General features: G+C 70.9%; 20 protein-coding genes. 10 read left to right on the top strand and 10 right to left on the bottom strand.

What is annotated here, in order from left to right:
• Positions 1-36: 36 nt before the first annotated feature.
• From IU476_RS10615 to prpD, 3 genes are read right to left on the bottom strand one after another with little or no spacing between them, the layout of a single operon-like run.
• A complete protein-coding gene (locus tag IU476_RS10615) occupies positions 37-1,161 on the bottom strand; it encodes a bifunctional 2-methylcitrate synthase/citrate synthase (RefSeq protein WP_195099064.1) in 1,125 nt (374 codons plus the stop codon).
• On the bottom strand, positions 1,161-2,075 hold the full coding sequence (gene prpB / locus IU476_RS10610; protein ID WP_195099062.1) for a methylisocitrate lyase: 915 nt from the start codon (positions 2,073-2,075) through the stop codon (positions 1,161-1,163). The genes IU476_RS10615 and prpB overlap by 1 nt, the downstream gene beginning before the upstream one ends.
• Positions 2,072-3,577, bottom strand: a complete 1,506-nt coding sequence (gene prpD, locus IU476_RS10605) for a 2-methylcitrate dehydratase PrpD (RefSeq protein ID WP_195099059.1) — start codon at positions 3,575-3,577, stop codon at positions 2,072-2,074. Before prpD ends, prpB begins: the two co-directional genes overlap by 4 nt.
• A 191-nt stretch (positions 3,578-3,768) precedes the next feature.
• Between prpD and IU476_RS10600 the strand changes: the two genes are divergently transcribed.
• Positions 3,769-5,052, top strand: coding sequence for an erythromycin esterase family protein (locus IU476_RS10600; protein WP_324193997.1), 1,284 nt, complete (start codon positions 3,769-3,771; stop codon positions 5,050-5,052).
• Here the strand turns inward: IU476_RS10600 and IU476_RS10595 are convergent.
• A complete protein-coding gene (locus IU476_RS10595) occupies positions 5,034-5,684 on the bottom strand; it encodes a TetR/AcrR family transcriptional regulator (RefSeq protein WP_195099057.1) in 651 nt (216 codons plus the stop codon). The genes IU476_RS10600 and IU476_RS10595 overlap by 19 nt on opposite strands.
• Before the next feature lie 87 nt (positions 5,685-5,771).
• Here IU476_RS10595 and IU476_RS10590 point away from each other — a divergent pair, with 87 nt between their 5' ends.
• On the top strand, positions 5,772-6,566 hold the full coding sequence (locus tag IU476_RS10590; RefSeq protein WP_195099055.1) for an SDR family NAD(P)-dependent oxidoreductase: 795 nt from the start codon (positions 5,772-5,774) through the stop codon (positions 6,564-6,566).
• A gap of 159 nt (positions 6,567-6,725) precedes the next feature.
• Here IU476_RS10590 and IU476_RS10585 read toward each other — a convergent pair whose 3' ends face one another.
• The gene (locus IU476_RS10585; protein ID WP_195099053.1) at positions 6,726-7,259 is read right to left on the bottom strand and encodes a lipoprotein LpqH; all 534 of its coding nucleotides are present in this window, start codon (positions 7,257-7,259) and stop codon (positions 6,726-6,728) included.
• A gap of 154 nt (positions 7,260-7,413) precedes the next feature.
• Between IU476_RS10585 and IU476_RS10580 the strand changes: the two genes are divergently transcribed.
• Genes IU476_RS10580 through IU476_RS10565 form a run of 4 tightly spaced genes read left to right on the top strand, consistent with a single transcriptional unit; the run spans position 7,414 to position 12,624 of the window.
• Positions 7,414-8,709, top strand: coding sequence for a hypothetical protein (locus IU476_RS10580; protein WP_195099824.1), 1,296 nt, complete (start codon positions 7,414-7,416; stop codon positions 8,707-8,709).
• Positions 8,709-9,788, top strand: coding sequence for a hypothetical protein (locus tag IU476_RS10575; protein ID WP_228823467.1), 1,080 nt, complete (start codon positions 8,709-8,711; stop codon positions 9,786-9,788). The genes IU476_RS10580 and IU476_RS10575 overlap by 1 nt, the downstream gene beginning before the upstream one ends.
• On the top strand, positions 9,788-11,350 hold the full coding sequence (locus IU476_RS10570) for a tetratricopeptide repeat protein (protein ID WP_195099050.1): 1,563 nt from the start codon (positions 9,788-9,790) through the stop codon (positions 11,348-11,350). Before IU476_RS10575 ends, IU476_RS10570 begins: the two co-directional genes overlap by 1 nt.
• A 44-nt stretch (positions 11,351-11,394) precedes the next feature.
• Positions 11,395-12,624: a CHAT domain-containing protein gene (locus tag IU476_RS10565; protein ID WP_195099822.1), complete on the top strand. Its 1,230-nt coding sequence runs from the start codon at positions 11,395-11,397 to the stop codon at positions 12,622-12,624.
• Positions 12,625-12,651: 27 nt separating this feature from the next.
• Here IU476_RS10565 and IU476_RS10560 read toward each other — a convergent pair whose 3' ends face one another.
• The gene (locus IU476_RS10560; protein ID WP_195099048.1) at positions 12,652-13,464 is read right to left on the bottom strand and encodes a LysR family transcriptional regulator; all 813 of its coding nucleotides are present in this window, start codon (positions 13,462-13,464) and stop codon (positions 12,652-12,654) included.
• Positions 13,465-13,532: 68 nt separating this feature from the next.
• Here IU476_RS10560 and IU476_RS10555 point away from each other — a divergent pair, with 68 nt between their 5' ends.
• Positions 13,533-14,420 (top strand): NAD(P)H-binding protein, encoded by an 888-nt coding sequence (locus tag IU476_RS10555; protein WP_195099047.1) that lies wholly within the window; start codon positions 13,533-13,535, stop codon positions 14,418-14,420.
• A 15-nt stretch (positions 14,421-14,435) separates the two neighbouring features.
• Here the strand turns inward: IU476_RS10555 and proP are convergent, their stop codons facing one another.
• A complete protein-coding gene (gene proP / locus IU476_RS10550; RefSeq protein ID WP_195099046.1) occupies positions 14,436-15,968 on the bottom strand; it encodes a glycine betaine/L-proline transporter ProP in 1,533 nt (510 codons plus the stop codon).
• A gap of 207 nt (positions 15,969-16,175) precedes the next feature.
• On the opposite strand from proP, the gene IU476_RS10545 reads away from it, so the two are divergent.
• On the top strand, positions 16,176-16,622 hold the full coding sequence (locus IU476_RS10545; RefSeq protein WP_195099045.1) for a hypothetical protein: 447 nt from the start codon (positions 16,176-16,178) through the stop codon (positions 16,620-16,622).
• 65 nt (positions 16,623-16,687) lie between these two features.
• Here IU476_RS10545 and IU476_RS10540 read toward each other — a convergent pair whose 3' ends face one another.
• Positions 16,688-17,500 carry a DUF72 domain-containing protein gene (locus IU476_RS10540; RefSeq protein ID WP_195099044.1) on the bottom strand — a complete coding sequence of 271 codons (813 nt, stop codon included), beginning with the start codon at positions 17,498-17,500 and terminating at the stop codon, positions 16,688-16,690.
• A gap of 359 nt (positions 17,501-17,859) precedes the next feature.
• Here IU476_RS10540 and IU476_RS10535 point away from each other — a divergent pair, with 359 nt between their 5' ends.
• Complete coding sequence (locus IU476_RS10535; protein ID WP_324193995.1) at positions 17,860-18,801, top strand: helix-turn-helix transcriptional regulator; 942 nt, start codon at positions 17,860-17,862, stop codon at positions 18,799-18,801.
• Positions 18,802-18,916: 115 nt separating this feature from the next.
• Here the strand turns inward: IU476_RS10535 and IU476_RS10530 are convergent, their stop codons facing one another.
• Together IU476_RS10530 and IU476_RS10525 are read right to left on the bottom strand one after the other, a co-directional pair.
• Positions 18,917-19,744, bottom strand: coding sequence for a SigB/SigF/SigG family RNA polymerase sigma factor (locus IU476_RS10530; protein ID WP_195099042.1), 828 nt, complete (start codon positions 19,742-19,744; stop codon positions 18,917-18,919).
• A gap of 151 nt (positions 19,745-19,895) precedes the next feature.
• Positions 19,896-21,098, bottom strand: a complete 1,203-nt coding sequence (locus tag IU476_RS10525; protein WP_195099040.1) for an alcohol dehydrogenase catalytic domain-containing protein — start codon at positions 21,096-21,098, stop codon at positions 19,896-19,898.
• A gap of 211 nt (positions 21,099-21,309) precedes the next feature.
• Between IU476_RS10525 and IU476_RS10520 the strand changes: the two genes are divergently transcribed.
• Entirely contained in the window at positions 21,310-21,771 is a 462-nt protein-coding gene (locus tag IU476_RS10520) for an SRPBCC family protein (protein WP_195099038.1), read from the top strand.
• The last annotated feature ends 52 nt before the right edge of the window (positions 21,772-21,823 follow it).

The raw sequence follows: 21,823 nt of genomic DNA, 5'->3' as shown, positions 1-21,823 counted from the left end.
GTTCGACGATAGCCGAGATCCTGCCGCGCGCGCGGGTCAGGCGACGACGGAACGCTGTGGGACGCCGACGTATTCGCTCAGCGGGCGGATCAGGGCATTGGATTCGCCCTGTTCGATGATGTGGGCGGTCCAGCCGGTGATGCGGCTCGTCACGAAGATCGGGGTGAAGGCCTCGATGTCGAAGCCGAGCAGGTAATAGGCCGGGCCCGTGGGGAAATCGAGGTTGGGGGCGAGGCCGGTGGCCGCGGCCATGGCGCGTTCGAGGTTGTCGCACATGCGGACCCACTGCGTGCCGCCGGTGGCGGCGGCGATGTCGTGGAACGCCTGCTTCATGGTGGGCACGCGCGAGTCGCCGTTCTTGTAGACCCGGTGGCCGAAACCCATCACCTTGTCCTTCCGGGCGAGCTTGGCGCGCAACCACTCCTCCGCTCGGCCGGGGTCGCCGATCTCGAGCAGGTCGTGCATGACCGCCTCGTTGGCGCCGCCGTGCAGCGGGCCCTTGAGCGCGCCGATGGCGGCGGTGACGGCGCTGTAGATGTCCGACAGCGTCGAGGTGACCACGCGGGCGGCGAAGGTGGAGGCGTTGAAACTGTGCTCCGCGTAGAGGATCAGCGAGATCTCGAAGGCGCGCACCAGCTCCGGCGCGGGCACCTTCCCGAAGCACATGTTCAGGAAGTTCTGCGCGAAACCCAGATGCGAGTGCGGGGCGATCGGGTCCAGACCGTGGCGGCGGCGGTGGTCGGCCGCGACGATGGTGGGCAGCACCGCGAGCATGCGCAGGGCCTTGGCGCGGTTGGCCTGCGGCGAATTGTCGTCCTCGGCCGGATCCTCGGCGCCGAGATAGCTGATGGCCGTGCGGATCACGTCCATCGGATGGCAGTTGTCGGGCAGCTTCGCGACCAGCGACAGCAGCGAGCGGTCGACGCGGCGGGCGGCGCGCTCCCGCTGGCAGAACCGCTCCAGTTCGCGATCGGTCGGAAGTTCGCCGTGCCACAGCAGATACGCGACCTGTTCGAAGCCGCAGTGCGCGGCGAGGTCCTGCACCGGGTAGCCTCGGTAGGTCAGGGCATTGGTTTCCGGCACCACCTTGGACACCGCGGTGGTGTCGACGACGACACCGGCCAAACCCTTGGCGACGGTAGGGATCTCGGTCCGGGTCATCACTGGTTCCTTCCCAGGGTGAATGTGTGGATGTCGGAATCGAATTCGGTGTACGCCTCGTAGCGGAGCAGTTCGTAGAGGCGGCTGCGGGGCTGCATCCGGTCCAGCAGGCCGGATTGCGTTCCGTGGGCGAAGATTTCGCGCAGCCCCGCCTCCGCGGCGTACATGGCCAGCCGCAGCGTCGACACCGGGTAGATCACGGCGTTGTACCCGATCGACTCCAAGGTCCGCGCCGACAGCAGCTCGGACTTGCCGAACTCGGTCATGTTGGCCAGCAACGGGATCGACACGGCGGCGCGGAACCGCTCGAAATCGGCGGCGGTGTGCAGCGCCTCGGTGAAGACGAGATCCGCGCCGGCGTCGGCGTAGGCCCGGGCCCGGTCGACGGCCGCGTCGATGCCCTCGATCCCGGCGGCGTCGGTGCGGGCGCAGACGACGAAATCCGGGTCGCGCCGCGCCGACACCGCGGCCCGCAGGCGGCGCACCATCTCCTCGGTCGGCACCACGGCCTTGCCGTCGAGATGGCCGCACCGTTTCGGGTTGACCTGGTCCTCCAGGTGCAGGCCCGCGAGTCCGGCGTCCTCGAGGACCGTGACCGTGCGGGCGGCGTTCATCGGCTCGCCGAATCCGGTGTCGGCGTCGACGAGAACCGGCAGGTCGGTGACCCGGGCGATCTGCTGCCCCCGCCCGGCGACCTCGGTGAGGGTGGTCAGGCCGATATCGGGCAGCCCGAGGTCCGCGGCCAGCACCGCGCCCGAGACGTACACGCCCTCGAACCCGATCTCCTGAATCAGCTTGGCCACCAACGGATTGAACGCGCCGGGCAAGCGCTGGAGGCGGCCCGAGGACAGGCCCGCGCGGAAGGCCGCGCGCTTGTCCGCGGCGGAGGTGTTCGCGGCGAGCAGCCCACTCATCGGAACAGTCCTTTCGGCAGGCGCGGCGCCCGCGCGAGCACGTCGTCGGTCACGGTGAAACTCAGCTGCGGCAGTTCGGCCGCCGACAGCTCGGGGGTGCGCTGCGCGACCTCGAGGAAGCGGTCCTGCTCGGCGGGCGCGACGACGCCCTCGGCGAGCGTGCGGAACTTCGCGAGGTACTGCTCGCGGGCAAACGGCCTGGCGCCCAGCGGATGTGCGTCGGCGACGGCGAGTTCGTCCACGATCACCTCGCCGCTGCGCAGCGTGACCTCGGCGCGCGCGCCGAACGCCCGCTCGGCCGGGTCGGTGCGGTGGTAGCGGCGCGTCCATTCGGGGTCTTCGGCGGTGGAGATCTTCTGCCACAGCTCGACGGTGTCGGGGCGGCGGGCGCGTTCGGGTGCGTAGGAACGCTCGTGGTGCCAGACGCCGTCCTGCAGCGCGACGGCGAAGATGTACATGACCGAGTGGTCGAGGGTTTCGCGGGAGGCGCCGGGGTCGAACTTCTGCGGGTCGCCGGAGCCGGTGCCGATCACCACGTGCGTGTGGTGGCTGGTGTGCAGCACGATCGAGGCGATCTGCGACAGGTCGCCGAGGCGGTCGCGCAGGCGGCGGGCCAGGTCGATCGGGGCCTGACTCTGGTACTCCGCCGAGTGTTCCTTGGTGTAGGAGTCCAGGATCGCGCGTTTGGGCTCGCCCGGACCGGGCAGCGGCACCGTGTACTCCGCGTCCGGCCCGCCCAGCAGCCGCGCGAGCACGCCGTCCTCGCCCTCCCAGATCGGGGCGGGCGCGCCCTCGCCGCGCAGGGCCCGGTCGACCGCCTCGATCGCCATCTTCCCGGCGAAGGCGGGGGCGTAGGCCTTCCAGCTGGAGATCTCGCCCTTGCGGGATTGGCGGGTGGCGGTGGTGGTGTGCAGCGCCTGGCCGACGGCCTGATAGGCGGTCTCGGTGTCGAGGCCGAGTGCGGTGCCGATGCCGGCGGCCGCGGCGGGGCCGAGATGGGCGACATGGTCGATCTTGTACTCGTGCAGGCAGATTCCGCGCGCCAGGTCGATCTGGATCTCGTAGCCGGTGGCCAGGCCGCGGATCAGGTCGCGGCCCGAGCGCCCGGCGTGCTGGGCGGCGGCCAGGATCGGCGGGATGTTGTCCCCGGGGTGAGAGTACTCCGCGGCGAGGAAGGTGTCGTGGAAGTCCAACTCCCGCACTGCGACTCCGTTGGCCCAGGCCGCCCACTCCGGCGAGTACGAGCCGCCGACGCCGAACACCGTCGCGCCGGGTCGATAGGGATGGGCGAGCGCCTGGGCGCGGGCATTGGCGACCGGACGCCGGGTGAGCGCGGCGGCGGCCACGGCCGCGTTGTCGATGATCCGGTTGACGATCATCTCCGCCGTCTCCGCAGCCACCGCCACGGGATCCGCGGCGACCTCGGCGATCCGCCACGCGAGATGCTGTTCGCGCGGGAAATTCTCCGCCGATCGGCGGGTGCGAACGAGATGATTTTTCACAGTCGGAGCCTCTCGAGAATGAGTTTTCGCCGGTCTGTCGCACGCTACCGAGCGGGCGGCGCGGCGAGAACACTCCGCAAATGCCGAGTTCTGCGGCGGCGAATCGGCGAAGTTGTGAAGTTTGCGGACGGTTTCCGGCGCGAGCGGCCGGGTAGTCGCCCGCGACAGCCACCGACAGTGAGGTGATCGCCGTGTCCCGGTACGGAGAGGAGGTCGCCGCGCTGGCCACGCCACTGACCGACGCGGGCGACCTGGACGAACTGCTGGACCGCGTGGGCGACGCGCGGGTGGTGATGGTCGGCGAGGCCAGCCACGGAACCCACGAGTTCTATCGGTGGCGGGCGCTGCTCACCCAGCGGCTGATCACCGAGCGGGGTTTCTCGTTCGTCGCGGTGGAGGGCGACTGGCCCGACTGCGCGCGGGTGGACCGGGCGGTCCGCGGCGGGTCCGGCGCGCCCGACGATCCGCGCGAAGCGCTCCTGACCTATGTGCGCTGGCCGACGTGGATGTGGGCCAACGAGGAGGTCTGCGATTTCGCCCGCTGGCTGCGGATCGTGAACCGAGGTATGGAGCCGGAACGGCGGGTCGGCTTCCACGGGCTGGACGTGTACTCGCTGTGGGAATCGTTGCACGAGATACTCGTTCACCTGCGCGAGCACGATCCCGCCGAGGTGCCGGCCGCGCTCGAGGCCTACCGCTGCTTCGAGCCCTACCGGGACGCGCAGGAGTACGCGCGCGCTTCCCGTTTCGTGCCGTCCGGGTGTGCGAACGAGGTCGTCGACCTGCTGGTGCGGCTGCGCGAGCGCGCGGCGGGCGACGGCGGCGAGGCCTTCGGCGCGTGGCAGAACGCGGAGGTCGTCGCCGGGGCCGAGCAGTACTACCGGACCATGATCGGCGGCGGCCGGGAGTCGTGGAACATTCGCGACCGGCACATGGACCGCACCCTCGACCGGCTGCTGTCGCACTACGGCCCGGACTCGAAAGCCGTTGTGTGGGCGCACAATACGCATGTCGGCGATGCCCGCGCCACCTCGATGGCCGCCGCGGGCGAGGTCAATATCGGGCAGCTCGCGCGAGAGCGGTACGGCGCGGACCAGGTGGTGCTGATCGGCTTCGGCACCCACCGCGGCAGCGTCGTCGCCGGTGACTACTGGGGCGCGCCCGCGCGCGAGATGCCGGTACCGCCCGCGCGGGCGGATTCCGTGGAAGAGGTCCTGCACAGCACCGCGCCGGATCGCGCGTTGTTCGTCCACCCGCGCGACGACCGCCCCGACCTGCTCACCGACGAACTCGGCCACCGCGCCATCGGCGTCGTCTACGACCCGGACCGCGAACGCTGGGGCAACTACGTACCCACCGTCCTCGGCGACCGCTACGACGCCTTCCTGTGGCTGGACCGCACCAGCGAACTCCGCCCCCTGCACACCCCGCGGTCCCAGGCCCGCGAGCCGGAGACCTACCCGACCGGATTGTGAAGGGCCGCAGGTTGTTTCGAATCCCGGTCGGCCGGCAGCGCGGGGGCGACCCAGCGGCGCAGGAAACGGCGGAGTTCGACGCCGTCGCGGCGGCGGACCGTGGGGCCGGTGACGAACGAGAGCAGTACGCGCAGCAGGTATTCGATCAGTTCGGTGAGGTGGTCGCCCGCGTAGCCGTGGGCCGCCCAGTCGACGTCGGAGCGGTCGAAGGCGGTCCGGCAGGCGTCGAACGCGGCGTCGCTCATCGCCACCCGGGTGAAGGCCGCCGGGCGGCCCGCCGACAGCAGCAAGTTCACGTGGCGGTCGTGCGGGAGGCGTTCGATGGTGTAAGCGATCGCCTCGATCGCCATGTCCGCGGGATCGGTGACGCCCGCCAGGTGATCGAGCAGGTGGTCGAGGTAGTTGTCCACCGCCGCGTGGCCGACCGCCTCGAACAGGTCCTCGGTGCTGGGGAAGTGCCGGTAGACGGTCTGGCGGATGACGCCGAGGTCGGCCGCGACGTCGGAGAGCGTGGTCCGGCCCGCGCCGCGGCGGTCGATGCAGCGCATCGCGGCATCGATGATCCGCGCCCTGGCGTCCGCATCGTCGCGCGGCGGCGATCCGTTCCACGCCGGCCGTCGTGTCCGTCCCATCAGCCCAGTGTGCGCGATCGGCGATGGGAGCCGAGCGCGCGGCTCCGCCTCGGCGGCGCGGCCCGGCGGCGGACGTAGGGTGGGCGGATGCGCATCGATCTGACTGGACGGACGGCACTGGTCTCGGGTTCGACGCAGGGTATCGGGCGGGCGATCGCCGCCGGGCTCGCCGACGCCGGCGCGCGGGTGGCGGTCAACGGCCGCGGGGCCGAGGGCGTCGCCGCGGCGGTCGCCGAGCTGCGGGCCGAATCCCCCGACCGCGACCTGATCGAGGCACCGGGCGACGTCACCACCGACGCCGGGGCCGACGCCGTGCTGGCGGCCGTCCCCGGCGTGGACGTGCTGGTGAACAATCTCGGAATCTTCGGCAGCGCAGCGCCTTTGGAGATCGACGACGACGAGTGGCGGCGCTACTTCGAGGTGAACGTGCTCGCCGCCGTCCGGTTGATCCGCAGGACGCTGCCGGGCATGACGCGGGCGGGCTGGGGCCGGGTGCTCAATATCGCCAGCGATTCCGCGCTCGTGATTCCGGCCGAGATGATCCACTACGGCGTCTCGAAGACGGCGCTGCTCTCGGTCTCCCGCGGCTTCGCCAAGGAGGCGGCCGGCACCGGTGTGACGGTGAACTCGGTGATCGCCGGGCCCACGCACACCGGCGGCGTGGAGCGTTTCGTGTACGAACTCGTCGACGAATCCCTCCCGTGGGACCAGGCGCAGCGCGAGTTCATGCGGCAGCACCGCCCCCAGTCCCTGCTGCAACGACTGATCGAGCCCGAGGAGATCGCGAACATGGTCGTATACCTGAGTTCCCCCCTCGCCTCCGCCACCACCGGCGCGGCAGTGCGCGTCGACGGCGGCTACGTGGACTCGATAGTCCCGTAACACCAAAGCCCCTCCCCCACCGCGCCATCCGGCCCATCGGCCCAGAAGGCCCGGGGTATTCGGCCACCCCTCACGCCGAAACCCCGGGGGCATCAAGGCATTCGGCCACACCTGCACGCCGACCCCCGGCGGGGCCGGGGTGTTCGGCGGCGGGGCGGGTCAGCCGTTCACGACTGTCGTGCAGGCGAAGGTGAGGTCGAACTTCGCGGTGGCGGGGGCTGCGAGGGGGTTGCTCATGTCGGGGGCCGCTACGCCCTCGCCGGTGACCTTGTAGGTGTTGCCGTCCTTGACGACCGTGGCCGAGCCGCCGGGCTGGCCGTTGCCGTAGCCGACGGCGTAGGGCATCCCGGACGAGCCGCCCTTGCTGCCCGCGATGCCGACGGCCTGCACGGTGTGGTCGTCGGTCAGGGTCGCGCTGACGCTCAGCCGGCCGTAGGTGGCGTTGTCGATGTCGGTCAGCGCCAGGGCGAGCACGCCGCCCTGCTTGGCGCAGGTGGTCTCGAACTTGCCGTCCAGCGCCTTGCCGTCGACCAGGGCCGCGGACCGGCCGCCGGCGGCCTGGGTCGGGGCGGCGGTCGCCTGGGTCGGGGACGGGGCGGCGGTGGGGGAATCGTCGCCGCAGGCGGCGGCGAACACGCTCAGCCCGGCGACGGCGAGGGCGGCGGCGGTGCGGCGGATCTGCTTGCTGTTCATGGTTGTCGTTCCTTCGCTGTGTTCTGCTCCGGCTCCGCGGTCGGGCCGTTGTGCTCAAGGTAGGAACCGTTCGCCGCCTACCGATCCCAGGTTTCGGGCCCTCCCCCCATCGCCATTGGTGGGCTAACCTGGCCGAATGCGACGACCGCGCGCCATGGTGCTCGACGAGGCGTGGCGCGGTATCGAGGGCGTCGAGGCGCTCAGCGGCGCCCACGGCGGACCGCTGCGCCGCACCGTGAAACTGATCCTCGACCCACTGGTGATCCGGCCGGTCCAGCATCCCGAGTGCGCCGGGCCGGTGCTGACCGCCGAGGGCGCGGCCCTGCTCACCGCCCGGGTCCGCGACGCGGCGGACGTGCTGCGCGCCACCGCCGCCTGGTTCACCGTCCTCAAGCAGGCACGGCGGGCACTGCGCATCACCGAGGGCCATCCGCAGGATCTGTACTTCCAGCGCTGTTTCGAGCTGGCCACCCGGTCGGGTCCGCCGGATGCCTTGCGCGACAGGCAGTTAGCGGAGCACGTGCTGCGTGAGGTGCACGATGTCGCGGCGGGCCGGACCACGCGGGCGCTGCGGGAGCACCTCACCGACCTGACCCTGCGGGTCGAATTGGCGGCAATGCTGGACTCCGCGTGGCGAAACCGGCCGCGCGGAGGCCCCGCCGCCGACCACACCGCCGCGCTGACCGAGCTGCTGGACTCGTGCGCGGGGGCACACTCGTCCGCGGGAGCGGCCCGGGTGCTGCGTTCCCTGATCGCCGCGCGGGCGGGCACCGCGTCCGGAATCGGCTTGTGGGACAACGAGTCCGCGCGGGAGCTGGGGCTCACCGTGCACCCGGTGCCGCGTGCGCCCACGCTCGGCACGTCGGCCGCCACCGCCACGCTGGGGCTGCCGTTCGATCGCACTGTCTACGAACGGGTCTTCACGGTGCTGCAGGCCTCCACCGATCGCGCGGACCTGCCCACCATTCCCGAACTCGTGACCGCGGAGATCTCCCGCAGTTGCGCGCCGTGGGCGCTGCTCGACGAGTCCCTGCGGGTGACGGCCGCGGCGGGCGTGGCCCTGGCGCGCGGTCTCGCGCCGCTCCCCGAACCGTGGGACACGAGCGGGACCGCGGCGCATCGGGTGATCAACGGGCGGTGGCGGCGGGAGGCGTACGTGCTGCGGGCGCGGCGGCTCGCGGTGCACGAGACCGGCGACCCCGCGAACCCGCTGACCGCGATCGCCGCCGAGTTGCGTCGGCCGTGGCGGTCCTACCTGCGTCGACTATGGGTGCGGCTGCACGGCCGCGATGTGCGGGAGGTGGCGGTGGTGAGCGCCGACGAGCTGTGGGATCTGCTCGACGGCGTCGCGCGGTCGGTGGTGCTCGATCACCGCGCCGGGGTGAAGAAGGCGTTGAGTGCGAATGTGGTTGCGGGGCTGGAGACTTCGGTGGGATCGAGGGCCGGGTGATGCCCGGGACGGTGTGGTTGCGGCGCGAGGCGGACGGTGTCGTCACGATCTCGCCTGCCGGGTCGCCCGAACTGTCTGACGGGTCGCTGGATACGCTCGTGGTCGAGGTCGCGGGTGGGCATCTGTCGTGGAGACTGCTTGCGGGGCAACAAGTTCCGTTCGCGGTCCTGTATGACCCTGTGGCCGCGCAGGATTGGCTCTGGGCTGTTTACGGCGCGGGTGTGGCCCTCGCCGTGGACGACGGCTCGTCCGGCGAGGTGACGACAGACCCGGCGCTGCCCGAGCTCGTCGAGAATGCGCGGCGGCTCGGCTACGCGCACTGGGCGGCGCGGTGGTGGCCGGCGTCGACCATCGATGGCATCCCGGCGCTGGATCAGCGGCTGCTGGATCAGGACATCGCGGCGCTCACCGACGAGTGCGACCTGATCGTGGATGAGATCGAAGGTGTACCGGCGCAGGGTGTTTCACCTTCCCATGACGAGTTGGCCGTTCCGCCTGTGACTTCTCGGCGAGCCGAGGACTACGCCCTGGCCGCCGGGCCCGCATCCGCCGACAGTCCCGCGGGCCTCGTCCTCACCACGGGCACCGCCGGTTGGGACTGGCGGTATTGCCCGCCCGGCATCCTCGACGCCTCCGAATACGCCGTCTCCTGGCAGCTCACCCGCGACTCCGGCAGCACCGTTCTCACCGTCCACGCGGTAGCCGCCCCGCACATCCCGGCCACCGTCCCGGCCCACCTGCACCCTCGCGCCCACGTCACAACCACCACGACCACAGCGGACCTCCCACTGCGCCTCTCCGGCGACACATGGAGCGCGACGGCCACTCTGGACGCGGAAGATGTTGCGAGCGTAGTGCTCTACGTACCCGGCGTAGGGCGTTTGCCCGTGGGTGACGTAGAACCGTCCGACGCCTCTTCCCCCGCAAGCGGCCGCCCCGCCGTGGAGGGCGCGGCGGAGCGTCAGCGGGTGCGGGACTTCGTGATTGGGCGGATGCGGGGAGTTGCGGAAGGGGCGGATACTTTCGGCTGGGCGCTGCGGGCCGAGGTCGCCGCCGCGGCCTCGGACGAGGACTTCTGATGGCGGCCGAGGACGACCCGCCAGGTCTTGAATTGCTGCACGAAGGTGCCGCGGCGCACGGGCGGGGCGAAACCGCCGAAGCCCTGCGGATTTTCGAGCACGCGGCGCGGACCACTACCGGCGGCGTGCGGGTGAGCGCGCTGAGCAACGCGGCCAGCATGCTGGACGAGCTGGGTGACCACGTGGGCGCGCTCACCGCGTTCCGCGCCGCGCTCACGGAGATCCCGGACGATGCCGTGGAGAAGCGCGCGGCCACGCTCGTCAACTACTCCCAGGCGTTGCAGCACGTCGGCGACCTCGATGCCGCCGAGGCCGCGTTGGAGCAGGCACGCGCATTGCTCACCGGACACGACGAGTTCGCCGCGCTGCGGGTGTCGTGCCTGGTGTCCCACGCCGCGGTCGCGGTCCATTGCGCGCGGTGGGCCCGAGCTGTCGAGCTGGCCACCGAATCACTGGACGTGGCAACGCGATGCGCGCCGCGGCTGCGCGGCCACCCACTGGCCAATCTGGCGGCCGCGCACTTCGAAGCCGGGCGCGGGGAACTGGGACTGGATTTCGCGCTTCAGGCCGCGGCGGCTTTCGAGGCCGCCGGAGACGTGCACGGGGCGGCCGAGACCCGGCAGACACTGGCCATGATGTACGCCCGCCTGGGCCGCTACGACGACGCCGAGCCGCACCTGCGAGCCAGTCAGCGGTTCTTCGAACAGGCCGGACTCGGCTACCGAGCGGGGCTCGGACTCCAGCTCACGGCGTTCCTCGCCGAACGGCACGGCGACCTCGAGCATGTCGAGCGGGTGTACCGCCGTTCCCTCGCCTGTTTCGAGGAGTCCGGCGCGGTGCTCGAGGCCGCCGGTGTCCGAATCCGCTTGGCGACAGTGGCTTTCGCCCACGGCGAGGTCGGCGACGGGCAGGCGCACCTGTCGGCGGCCTACGCGGTCTACGCGGCGCGCGGCCTCGGCCTGCATTGCGCGCGTACCGATTTCTGGCACGCGGCGCTGTGGGAGATGGTGATCGACGACATGGTCGAACCGCCACCCGCCGAAATACTCGCTCTAGCACGTGATCTCGCCGTCACCGCCGCCCTCGCCATCGACGCCGTCCGCTACAGCTTCCCCAACGGCACCCAGCGCGAACAGTGGAACCGCGAGATGGCCGCCCCCGCCCTCCGCCTCGCCTTCCGGTTCGCCTACCTCTGCGGCGACGGCCAGCTCCTCGCCGACCTCATCGAAACCACCTGCGCGGGAACCACGCCCGACAAATCTGCCCTAACTCACGCCAGCCCGCCCCACCTCCCTTTCGACCCGATGCCTATACCCACCGACCCAACCTCTCCCGCCGACCCCAACCCGCCGTCTGCCGAGACATCCACTCGCCCCGACACCGGGCCGCTGCGGCTCGGGTCGGCGTTGGCGCAGGTTGCGGCGGCGGCCGGGTTGCCGGTCGCGCCGCCGCCGCGGCTGTCGGTGCCGCCGGACGGGCACATCGCGTTGGAGGCCTACATCAGTGCTGCCGAGCAGCGTTACGGGCGGGCGGTGCGGGAAGGCCGGGTGGTGCCGACGTGAACAGTGTGGTTACCGAGGCCGAGCAGCCGACCGTGATCGTGCGGATGGCCGACGCCGGAGACCTGTACATGTCGTGGCACTGGGTCGGCCACAGCGCCGAGCGGGGCGTGAGCATGCTGCCCGGGGCCGACGTCGACGAAGCCGTGCGCCGACTGACGGCGGCACTGCCGGACCCCAATCGCCCCGGCGGATTGGAATACGCCCTCACCGCAGGCGCTTTCGCCGACCGCGACACGGAATACACACTGGCACAGGCGCTCAGCCGCGCGCTGCTGCCGTACGGTCTCGCGGTGCAACTGCACGAACTGTTCGTGCGCGGCATCCGCCCGCACATCCGGTTGCAGCCGTCGCCGCGCGTCGCGCAGGTGCCGTGGGAGATCATCGCGCCGGACCCGGCGCTGCGCCTGATCGACATCGCCGATCTCAGCCTGCTCGCCCCCGCGAGCATCGCGCACGCGCCCGACCGCACCGCGCGCAGCTGGGCCGCCGACCGCGACCTGCCGGTGGTAGCGGTGCTCGACCCGCGAGTACCGGGCTTCCGCGCGGACTCCGCACTCGGCTCCGTCCTCGGCCGCATGTCCCCCGATGCGCCACTGACCGAACGCGTGGCCGAATACGCCGCGCGGCAATGCCTTCGGCCCGCCGTCGAGAATCCGCTGGAGGCCTTTCGCCGCACGGACCTCGACCGCGACTGGCTCGGCACGACACTCCGCGCGGGTGCCGCACGTCTTCTCTACGTCGGCCACGTCACCGCCGAACCCCCGGAATCCGGCCGCAGCGAAAACGCCGAACTCCACCTCGCCTGCACCGCCGACACCACCGGCTTCGCCCGCCCGCTACGCACCCACCGTCCCCTCTCGGCAAAAGACCTCCTCCTGGGCACTCACACCCTCGCCACCGAACCGATCGCGGGACAGCAACTTTGGCCCATGCCGAGCCGAGTGGCGCTGATAGCCTGCGAAAGCGGCGGCGACCTACGCTTCACCGAAGCCCTCGGCCTCACCACCGCCATCATCCACAGCGGCGCGGAACTGGTCACCGCCACCCGCTGGCCCCTCCCCACCGATCTCGCCTTCCAACGCCTCGCCGACGCCACCGAGACAACGCCCCTCCAAGACGTAATCCGCGCAATAGACACCGCTCACGAAACCCCCAACCCCATTGCCGCCCTGTCGAACTGGCAACGCACCCGCCTAGCCGCATGGCGAGAATCCGGCACCATCACCCACTCCCCCCTCCTCTGGTCCGCCTTCGCCACCGTCCACGCCCCCTGACACCCCACCAGGTTGGTGGCACCGAATTCAGTTGCGCCGCAATGTCTCCGCGGCGATGTCCAGGAAATCGCGTGACAGCTTTTCGCGGAGGTTCGCGGCGGGGGTGGCCAGGCAGGTCTGGGCTCGGGGGGCGTCGGTGACCGGGATGCGGAGGAGGTCGGGGCGGGCGTAGGCGTGGGCGACGCTGCGGGGAACGAGGGCGAGGGTGGGGCCGGAGGCTATGAGTTCGAACTTCTCCTCGATGGAGGAGGTGCGGCGGTTCGGGACGTCGAGCATGGGGTGGCCCTCGAGGTCGGCGAGAGTCAGTTCGGTGCGGGTGGCCAAGGGGTGTGTCAGCGACAGGCAGGCGACCCGGGGCTCGGTGCCGATGGGGATGAGATGCAGGCCCGTCTCGTCGAACGGTCGCCGCAGGTAGCCGACCTGGGCGCGGCCGTCCCGCAGCGGGCCGTCCTGCTCCCACCAGCGCACCGGCACCAGGTCGATCTCGACGTCGGGGTACCGCGCGCTGAACGCCCGAACCGCTTCCGACACAGGCAATCCCGTCGCGAAGGCGATGCCGAGCCGCCGCACGCCCCGATCGATGGCGTGCACGCGCTGCACCGCCGCGCCGACCGACGCGAGAATCGTCCGCGCCTCCTCGTAGAGCTGCTGCCCGGCCTCGGTCAGCTCGACGCTGCGCGTGGTCCGCACCAGCAGCTCGCACTCGAGCTCCTGCTCGAACGCCTTGATCTGGCGACTGAGCACGGGCTGGGCGATGTAGAGCTGCTCGGCCGCCCGCCCGAAGTGGCGATGCTCGGCCACGGCCACGAAGTAGCGGAGCTTGCGCAGGTCGAGATCCATGCCTTCAAGGTATCAATGCGCGCGAAGGGTATTGGACGCCGCAGGTCAGCGATACCGAGACTGAATCCATGATCGTGATTACCGCTCCCACCGGCCAGATCGGCGGCCGCCTGCTGGACCTGCTGCTCACCGAGGATCGCGAAGAACTCCGCGTCATCGTGCGCGACCCCGCGAAACTGCCCGACTCCGCGCGCGACCGCGTCGACATCGTCACCGGCTCGCACGGCGATCCCGAGGTCGTCGACCGGGCCTTCGCCGGCGCGGACGCCGTCTTCTGGCTGGTGCCGCCGAATCCCGGAGCGCCGAGCCTGGACGCCGCGTACTCCGGGTTCACCGGCCCCGCGGCCAAGGCGTTCACCGCGCACGGCGTCGGCCACGTCGTCGGCGTCTCGGCCGTCGGCCGCGGCACACCCGCGGCGGGTCGCGCCGGACACGTGACGGCGTCGCTGGCCATGGACGACCTCATCGCCGGAGCGGGCGTGGCCTACCGCGCGCTCGCGAACCCCACCTTCATGGACAACCTACTGTGGCAAGCGAATTCGATTCGCGACGACGGCGTCTTCACCGACACCACCGTGCCCGACCGCAAGGCGCCGATCGTCGCCACCCGCGACATCGCCGCCGCCGCAGCGGAACTCCTGCTCGACCGTTCGTGGACCGGGACGGGCGAGGTGCCCGTGCTCGGCCCCGAGGACCTGTCGGCGAACGATTTGGCGCACATCATGTCCGAGGTGCTCGGGCGCCCGGTCGCGCACCGGCAGCAGTCCCTCGACGACTTCCGCGCCACCCTCGTGGCACGCGGCGTCGGCGACGCGTTCGTGGCGGGCTACGTCGACATGATGCGCGCCAAGAACGACGGCCTCGATCTGGGCGTGCCGCGCACCCCGCGGAGCTCCAGCCCCACCACCTTCCGCGCCTGGTGCGAGGAGGTCCTGAAGCCTGCGGTGAGCGCGTGAGCGGCCGCGGCGAAATCAAGACTGGCCGCGAGTACCGCTGGCGCGCAACTCTTTCAGCGCCAGTTCGGAGGTGGTGACCAGTTCCTCCGCCTCCTCCTCGGTGCCAACCATCGGTTGCGAACCCTTCAGCGGCAGCAGCGCGGATTCCCGGAGGAACACGGCGGCCACCATGCCGATGAGCCCGGAGACGATCAGGTAGTAGGCGGGCACCATCAGGTTGTGCGTGCCCTCCACCAGGGCCGCGTTGACCAGCGGCGTGGTGCCGCCGAACGCCGAGACCGCGATGTTGAACGAGATGCCCATCGCGCCGTAGCGAATGGCGGTCGGGAACAGGGCGGGCAGGGTCGCGGCGCTGGGCCCGGCGAATCCGGCCAGCAGCGCGGCCAGCACCAGCGTGCCCAGCAGCGGCAGCGCCCAGCCGTCCTGCCGGATCAGCAGGAACGCCGGGTAGGCGAGCACCACCTGTGCCGCCGCCGCGATCAGGAACACCGGCCGCCGGCCGAAGCGGTCGCTGGCGCGGCCCACGAAGGTGATCAGCAGCACCACCAGCGCCATCGCGCACAGGACCAGCGTGTCCGACAGTGTGGTGGAGCGGTGCAGCGATTCGGACATGTAGGTCGGCAGGTATGCGGTCACCATGTAGTTGGTGACGTTGTAGAGCAGCACCAGCCCGATGCAGATCAGCATGGCCCGCCAGTGCCGGGTGAAGATCACCGCGATCTCGCCCAGCCGGCTGTCGCCGGACTTCTGCTCGGCCAATTCCTTGTCGTGCGCGTCCAATTGCTCCTGGTAGGCCGGGGTGTCCTCGAGCTTGAGGCGGATGTACAGGCCGATCGCGCCGATCGGCCCGGCGATCAGGAACGGCAGCCGCCACGCCCAGTCCTCGACGGCCTGCTCGCCGAGCGTGAGATTGAGCAGGGTGACGATGCCCGAGCCGGCGGCGTAGCCGACGAAGGTGCCGAAATCCAGCCAGCTGCCGAGGAATCCGCGGCGGCGGTCCGGGGAGTACTCGGCGATGAAGGTGGTCGCGCCGCCGTACTCGCCGCCGGTGGAAAAGCCCTGCACCATCCGGCAGACCAGCAGCAGGATCGGCGCGGCGATGCCGATGGTGCCGTAGCCGGGGATGAAGCCGATCGCGAAGGTGCTGGCGGCCATCATGAGCATGGTGGTGGCCAGCACCTTCTGGCGGCCGATCCGGTCGCCCAGCGGGCCGAAGTACAGGCCGCCGAGCGGGCGTACCAGGAAGGCCGCGGCGAACGTCGTGAACGAGGCCAGCACCTGCACCCCCGCGCCGACGTCCGGGAAGAACACCTTCCCGATCACGACGGCGAGGTAGCTGTAGACGCCGAAGTCGAACCACTCCATGCAGTTGCCGAGCGAGGCGGCGACCACGGCCCGCTTCAGCATGCCCGCGTCGACCACGGTGATGTCGCGCAGCGCGAGCGGGCGCCCGCGCCGCCGCAGCCGCCGCAGGGCGTCCGCCCGCACGTGTCCGGGCAGCGACTGCAGGACCTCGCGCGCCGACCGCCGCACCTTGCTCTGCTCCATCGCCGCGCACCCCAATCCGGACGAATCATGCTCTGCCGCTATCAACAGCGAATCGTAGGTCGGCAAACCCCGAGCATCGGTCAGGCGCACCCGACACGCGCGAAGCATTCGGCGCGCGGGGTCTCGGTAGCGGTACCGATGCGGCACCGGTACCTACGACACCAGGCTGCCGAGTGTCGAATCGACGACTACGGGAGGAACCATCTGATGCAGAAGAGGAAGTTCGTGCTGCGTGGCGTGCTGGCCGCCGCGGCGGTGAGCGGCGTGCTCACCACGGTCGCGACCACCGCCGCGGCGAACCGCGCCGATGTCGGCGACATCCAGACGCTGGGCGACATCTGTTACGGACGCGGCTGGGTGAGCGCCTCGTCCGACTTCGCCGAACCCGGCTCCACCCAGTTCTGGGTGACGTTCACGCGCTGGACGCCCACCTTCGGAAACCTGTGCGGCGTCACGGTGATCGTGCAGTGGCGCAATCTCGACACCGGGGCCGAGGGCACGATCCCTGTCCACGCGGTCGACACGGGCAGCTCGACCAACGCGAACCAGCCGTCGATCGTGACCGCGCCGACCGGTTCGGGCCGGGTCCAGATCACCGCGTCCACCGACCGGCTGCACCTGCCCGCGGCGACGGTCGAACTCCAGGTGCCCTGACCGGCAAGGCGATCGGCACGGCAGGAAAACTGCCGCCCGCCAACGTGATCGGTAGCGGCGGGTTCTCACCAAGGCGTGTTCCACTCCCGCGAGACCTCGGGCGGGTCGACGGCCGGGGGTAGTGGGTCGGGGGTGCGCGTCACCTGCCAACCGGCGGCGCGGGCCAGCGCGGCGAAGCGGATGGCATTGTGGATGGCCGCGCCGCCGGGGTCGTTGTTGAAGTAGACGTAGACGTCGCTGGTGGGCTCCCAGATTTCGCCGAGGCGGCGCACCCAGTCGGCGAGGACGTCCTCGTCGTAGCAGGGCCAGGGCGCGCCGGTGCCCTCGTGGAAGCGCAGATAACCCCAGTCGGCCGTGCGCCACAGCGGGGTGACGGGCCGGTCCAGCCGGTCGGCCCAGCACAGTGCCGCGCCGCGCTCCGCCAGCACGGCGCGCACCTCGTCGGTCCACCAGCTCTCGTGCCGCGGTTCCACGACCACGCGCACGTCCGCCGGGATCAGCCGCAGCACGGCCGACAGGCGGTCCGGCGCGGCGGGCAGGTTGGGCGGCAGCTGAATCAGCAAGGGGCCCAGCTTGTCTCCGAGTCCGCGCGCCGCGTCCAGCATGCGCTCGAGCGGTATTTCGGGGTCGAGCAGCCGCCGATGATGGGTGAGCACGCGACTCGCCTTGACCGCCATCACGAAGTCGTCAGGGGTGCGGGTGCGCCAGCCCTCGAAGGTCGTGCGCGCCATCGGCCGGTAGAAGGCGGCGTTCAACTCCACCGTCGCGAACGCGCCCGCGTAGTGCTCCAGCCACCGCCGCTGCGCGACCCCCTTCGGATAGAACACCCCGCGCCAGTCCGCGTACTGCCATCCCGAGGTACCGATGATGATCGCCATATCACCGGACGTTCCCGCCCCGGCCCGCCGCAATCGCCCGGCACGAGCAAGATTCGGCCGCGCGAACGGCCGACTTCACTTCCCCGGCTTGGCACAGCCGACTCCGGCGCGTCCGAATCGCCCGTACCGGACGTTGTCGTTTCGTACCGGGCTGGCATCATCGAGACCGAGAACCTCATCTGGGCACCCGCCCGGCGCAGAGCCGGGGACGAGCAGGGGCCGGGTCGCCGCGGGCGGCGCGGTGCGCAATATCGGCAAAAGTGGGTACTCGGCGACCAACACGCCCGGACCGTACGTACAGCGCTGTCCGTCGCGGTCCGAGGCGGTGAGCGGTGCAGAGGAGCGTGAGTCTATTGACGGTGGAATTCGAGAGCGGCAGCCTGGCGGCCACCGAACAGTTCCTGAACCGGAATTACACGACGATGCAGATCGGCAACGCCGCGGAGGTGCCGGTCCGCAGCCACATCACCCGCGACATGCTGGGCACGGTCAGCCTGGACCGGCTGGAACTCGGTTTCGACATGAGTTACGACGCCGATCCGCTGCGCAAGATCTGCCTGTGCGGGGTGGAGACGGGCTGGGTCGAGGAGCATTACCTCGACGAGGGCACCGACGTGTTCGGTCCGGGCGAGATCGGCCTGCTGACGCCCCCGGATCTGCCCTATTCGGGCATCATCCACCACTCCCGGTACACGATCACCATGTTCGATCCCGCCGAGCTGGGCCGGGTCGCGGCGGGCGCCGACGACGAGCCCGGGGCGGTGGGTCTGGTCGGCCATCGCACGGTGTCGGCGGCGGCCGGACGGCGACTGACCGCGGTCATCGAGCACGTGCAACAGCTCGCCGCCTCGTACGGGGACCGGGTGCCGCCGCTGGTCGCGAGCACCGCGACGCAGTACCTGGCCGCGAGCGTGCTCGACGCGTTCCCGAGCACCGCGCTCGTCGACCCCACGGCCGGCGACCGCAACGACGCGCACCCCGACACCGTGCGCCGCGCCGTGGCCTACATGGAAACCCATGTGCATCAAGACATTTCGGTGTCCGATATCGCGGCGGCAGCCTACGTCACGGTGCGGGCGCTGCAATTGGCGTTCCGCCGCCATCTCGACACCACCCCGATGGCCTATCTGAAACGCATGCGCCTGCGCGGCGCTCACGAACAGCTGCGGGCCGACTCCCCCGACGACGGCGCCACGGTCGCCTCCATCGCCGCGGCCTGGGGTTTCGGCCACCCGGGCCGCTTCGCCGCGCAGTACCGCCGCCAGTACGGGCAGGCCCCGGGAACCACCCTCGACGAGTAGCCTTCGCGTCCCGGGGCGACGAGTAGCCTTTGCGCCCCGGGGCCTGCCGCCCCGGGGCATCGAAAAGCGTTCCGCGCGAACAACTCTCGCGCCCGCATCACGGCCCTGGAGCGCCTCAGGCCGCCCGGGACGGCTCGGCGAGGGCCTGTTCGCGCAGGGTGTTCAGAATGCGTTTGAGGGTGCGGTGGATCTGCATCTGGGACACGCCGAACTGCTTGCCGATCTCGGCTTGGCTGCGGCCGGCGAAGAAGCGCTCGACCAGGATCTGCCGGTCCCGTTCGGGCAGCGCCGCGATCAGCGGCCGCACCGTGATCGCGTTCTCGAGCAGTCCGTAGCAGGGCTTGGTGTCGCCGAGCAGATCGGCCAGCGGCGTGTGGCCCTCACCGGCTTCGACCGGGGTGTCGAGGGATTCGGTGCGGTAGCAGTCGGCGGCGACCAGGGCCTGTGTGATGTCCTCGCGGTCGACCTCCAGGGCCTCGGCCAGATCGCCGGCGGTCGGCATCCGGTCCAGCCGCTGCGCGAGTTCCGGGGTGATCGCGGCGATGCGCTGCCGCAGTTCCTTGAGCGCCCGGGGCACCCGCAGCGCCCAGCCCTGGTCGCGGAAATGGCGGCGGACCTCGCCCATCACGGTCGGGACGGCGAAGCCCAGGAAGGTCGCGCCGCGCTCGGGGTCGAACCGGTTGACCGCGGCGATCAGACCCATCCGAGCGACCTGCAGCAGGTCGTCGTAGTCCAGCCCGCGCCCGCTGAACTTGCGCGCGATGTGCTCGGCGAGCGGCAGGCAGCGCACGATGATGTCCTCGCGCAGCCGCCGGTATTCGAGGCCGCCGGGGTCCAGCCGGGCGAGGTCGGCGAACAGCGGCTCGATGCCGTCGTAGGAGTCGTTGCCCCGGCGGGAACGGCGGGCCGTCGAGGACTGAACAGAGGGTGCATCGGTGGTCATGGCCGAACTTCTCTCACTATCCAGGCGGTCGTGCATGGGGCGCATGGGTGTCGCGTACCCGCGCCCCGCGGGCCGAAAATGGTTCTCCCGGCCGATAAGCGAACGATGTGGTCCACTTTGCGAACGGCCGGTCGACACGGTGCGCCGTCGATCACACCGCGGCCGTGGTGGCCCCGGGATCCAGCACGATCTTCACCGCGCCGTCGGATTTCTGCTGGAACATGCGGTAGGCGTCGGGCGCGGCCGACAACGGGAGGCGGTGGGTGGCGAAGGTGTCCACACCCAGCGGATCGTCGTCGTCCAGCAGCGGCAGGATGTCGGGCGCCCAGCGGGTCACGTTCGCCTGCCCCATGCGCAACTGGATCTGCTTGTCGAACAGCACCCGCATCGGCAGCGGATCCACCATGCCGCCGTACACCCCGACCAGCGAGATGGTCCCGCCGCGCCGCACCACGTCGATCGCGGTGCGCAGGGCCGCGAGCCGATCGATGCCGGCGGTGTCCATCAGTTTCTGCGCCACCGCGTCGGGCAGGAAGGCCGCCGCGCGCTGCGCCGCCGAGGAGACGGGCGAGCCGTGCGCCTCCATCCCGACCGCGTCGATCACCGCGTCGCTGCCGCGGCCCTCGGTGCGGTCGCGGATCACGTCGCCGAGCGAATCGTGCACCCGGTCCATGTCGACGACCTCGATGCCTCGGGCGGCCACGCGCGCGAGCCGCTCGGGCACCCGGTCGACACCGATCACCCGGACGCCGCGATGCGCGGCGACCCGGCACGCCATGTCGCCGATCGGGCCGAGGCCCAGCACCGTCAGCGAATCGCCGGCCCGCACGCCCGCGTACTCCACCGCCTGCCACGCGGTCGGCAGCACGTCGGACAGATACAGGTAGCGGGTGTCGTCGGGGCCGTGCGGGACCTTGATGTGGGTGGCGTCGGCATGCGGCACCCGCAGGTACTGGGCCTGTCCGCCGGGCACCTGCCCGTAGAGCTTGGAGTAGCCGAAAAGCGCTGCGCCCGAGCCTTGTTCGCGCACCTGCGTGGTCTCGCACTGGGTCGGCAGGCCGGTGCCGCACATCGCGCACTCGCCGCAGCTGATCTGGAACGGGACGACCACGCGGTCGCCCTCGGACAGTCGGCCGACCCCCGGCCCGGTCTCGACGACCACGCCGATCGGCTCGTGGCCCAGCACGTCGCCCGGGCTCATGTAGGCGCCGAGCACCTCGTACAGGTGCAGGTCGGAGCCGCAGATCGCGGTCGAGGTGACCTCGATGACGGCATCGGTGGGCTCCTCGATCCGCGCGTCGGGCACCTGCTCGACGCTCACCTTGCGATGGCCCTGCCACGTCACGGCTCTCATCTGCGCTCCTCACGCCGGGGATCGGTGGTCTCACTGCCGCGCTACCCGTGGCCCGGCGGCGCAAACGGCACGGGGCGCGTGGCGAATTTCCCGCCGGTCGCGGTGCATAGCCGGACGGCATCCGGGTAGTGCGGCAGACGTGGCCACCCGCGCCACAGTCGGTAGCAAGACGGCCGCCGAGGCGCCCGAGTACTACGAAGGAGATGAGCACATGGGTACCGTGACAGCCGCCGTGGACGTAGCAGTCCCGATCCGCACCGCGTACGACCAGTGGACCCAGTTCGAGACCTTTCCCCAGTTCATGGAGGGTGTCGAGGAGGTCGTGCAGCGCGACGACACGCACACGCACTGGAAGGTCCACGTCGGCCCGGCGACGCGCGAGTTCGACGCCACCATCAGCGAGCAGCACCCCGACGAGCGGGTGGCGTGGCATTCCGACTCCGGCCCGACGCACGCCGGCGTCGTCACCTTCCACCGCCTCGACCCCGAGCACACCCGGGTGACCGCGCAGATGGACATCGACCCCGAGGGCTTCGCCGAGAATGTCGCCGACAAGCTCGGCGTGATCGACCGCCGCGTGCACGGCGACCTAGAGCGCTTCAAGAAGTTCATCGAGCAGCGCGGCGCCGAGACCGGCCAGTGGCGCGGCGACGTCCCCCGATCGAAGCCGTAACCCGACTTCGATCGGGAAGAACCCCCGCGGTCGCCACCGCGGGGGTTTTCCT

It is taken from the genome of Nocardia blacklockiae, from assembly GCF_015477355.1.
Classification (GTDB): Bacteria; Actinomycetota; Actinomycetes; order Mycobacteriales; family Mycobacteriaceae; genus Nocardia; species Nocardia blacklockiae.
Note: the sequence above shows the minus strand (reverse complement) of the source record. Positions and strands in the feature narration are given on the sequence as shown.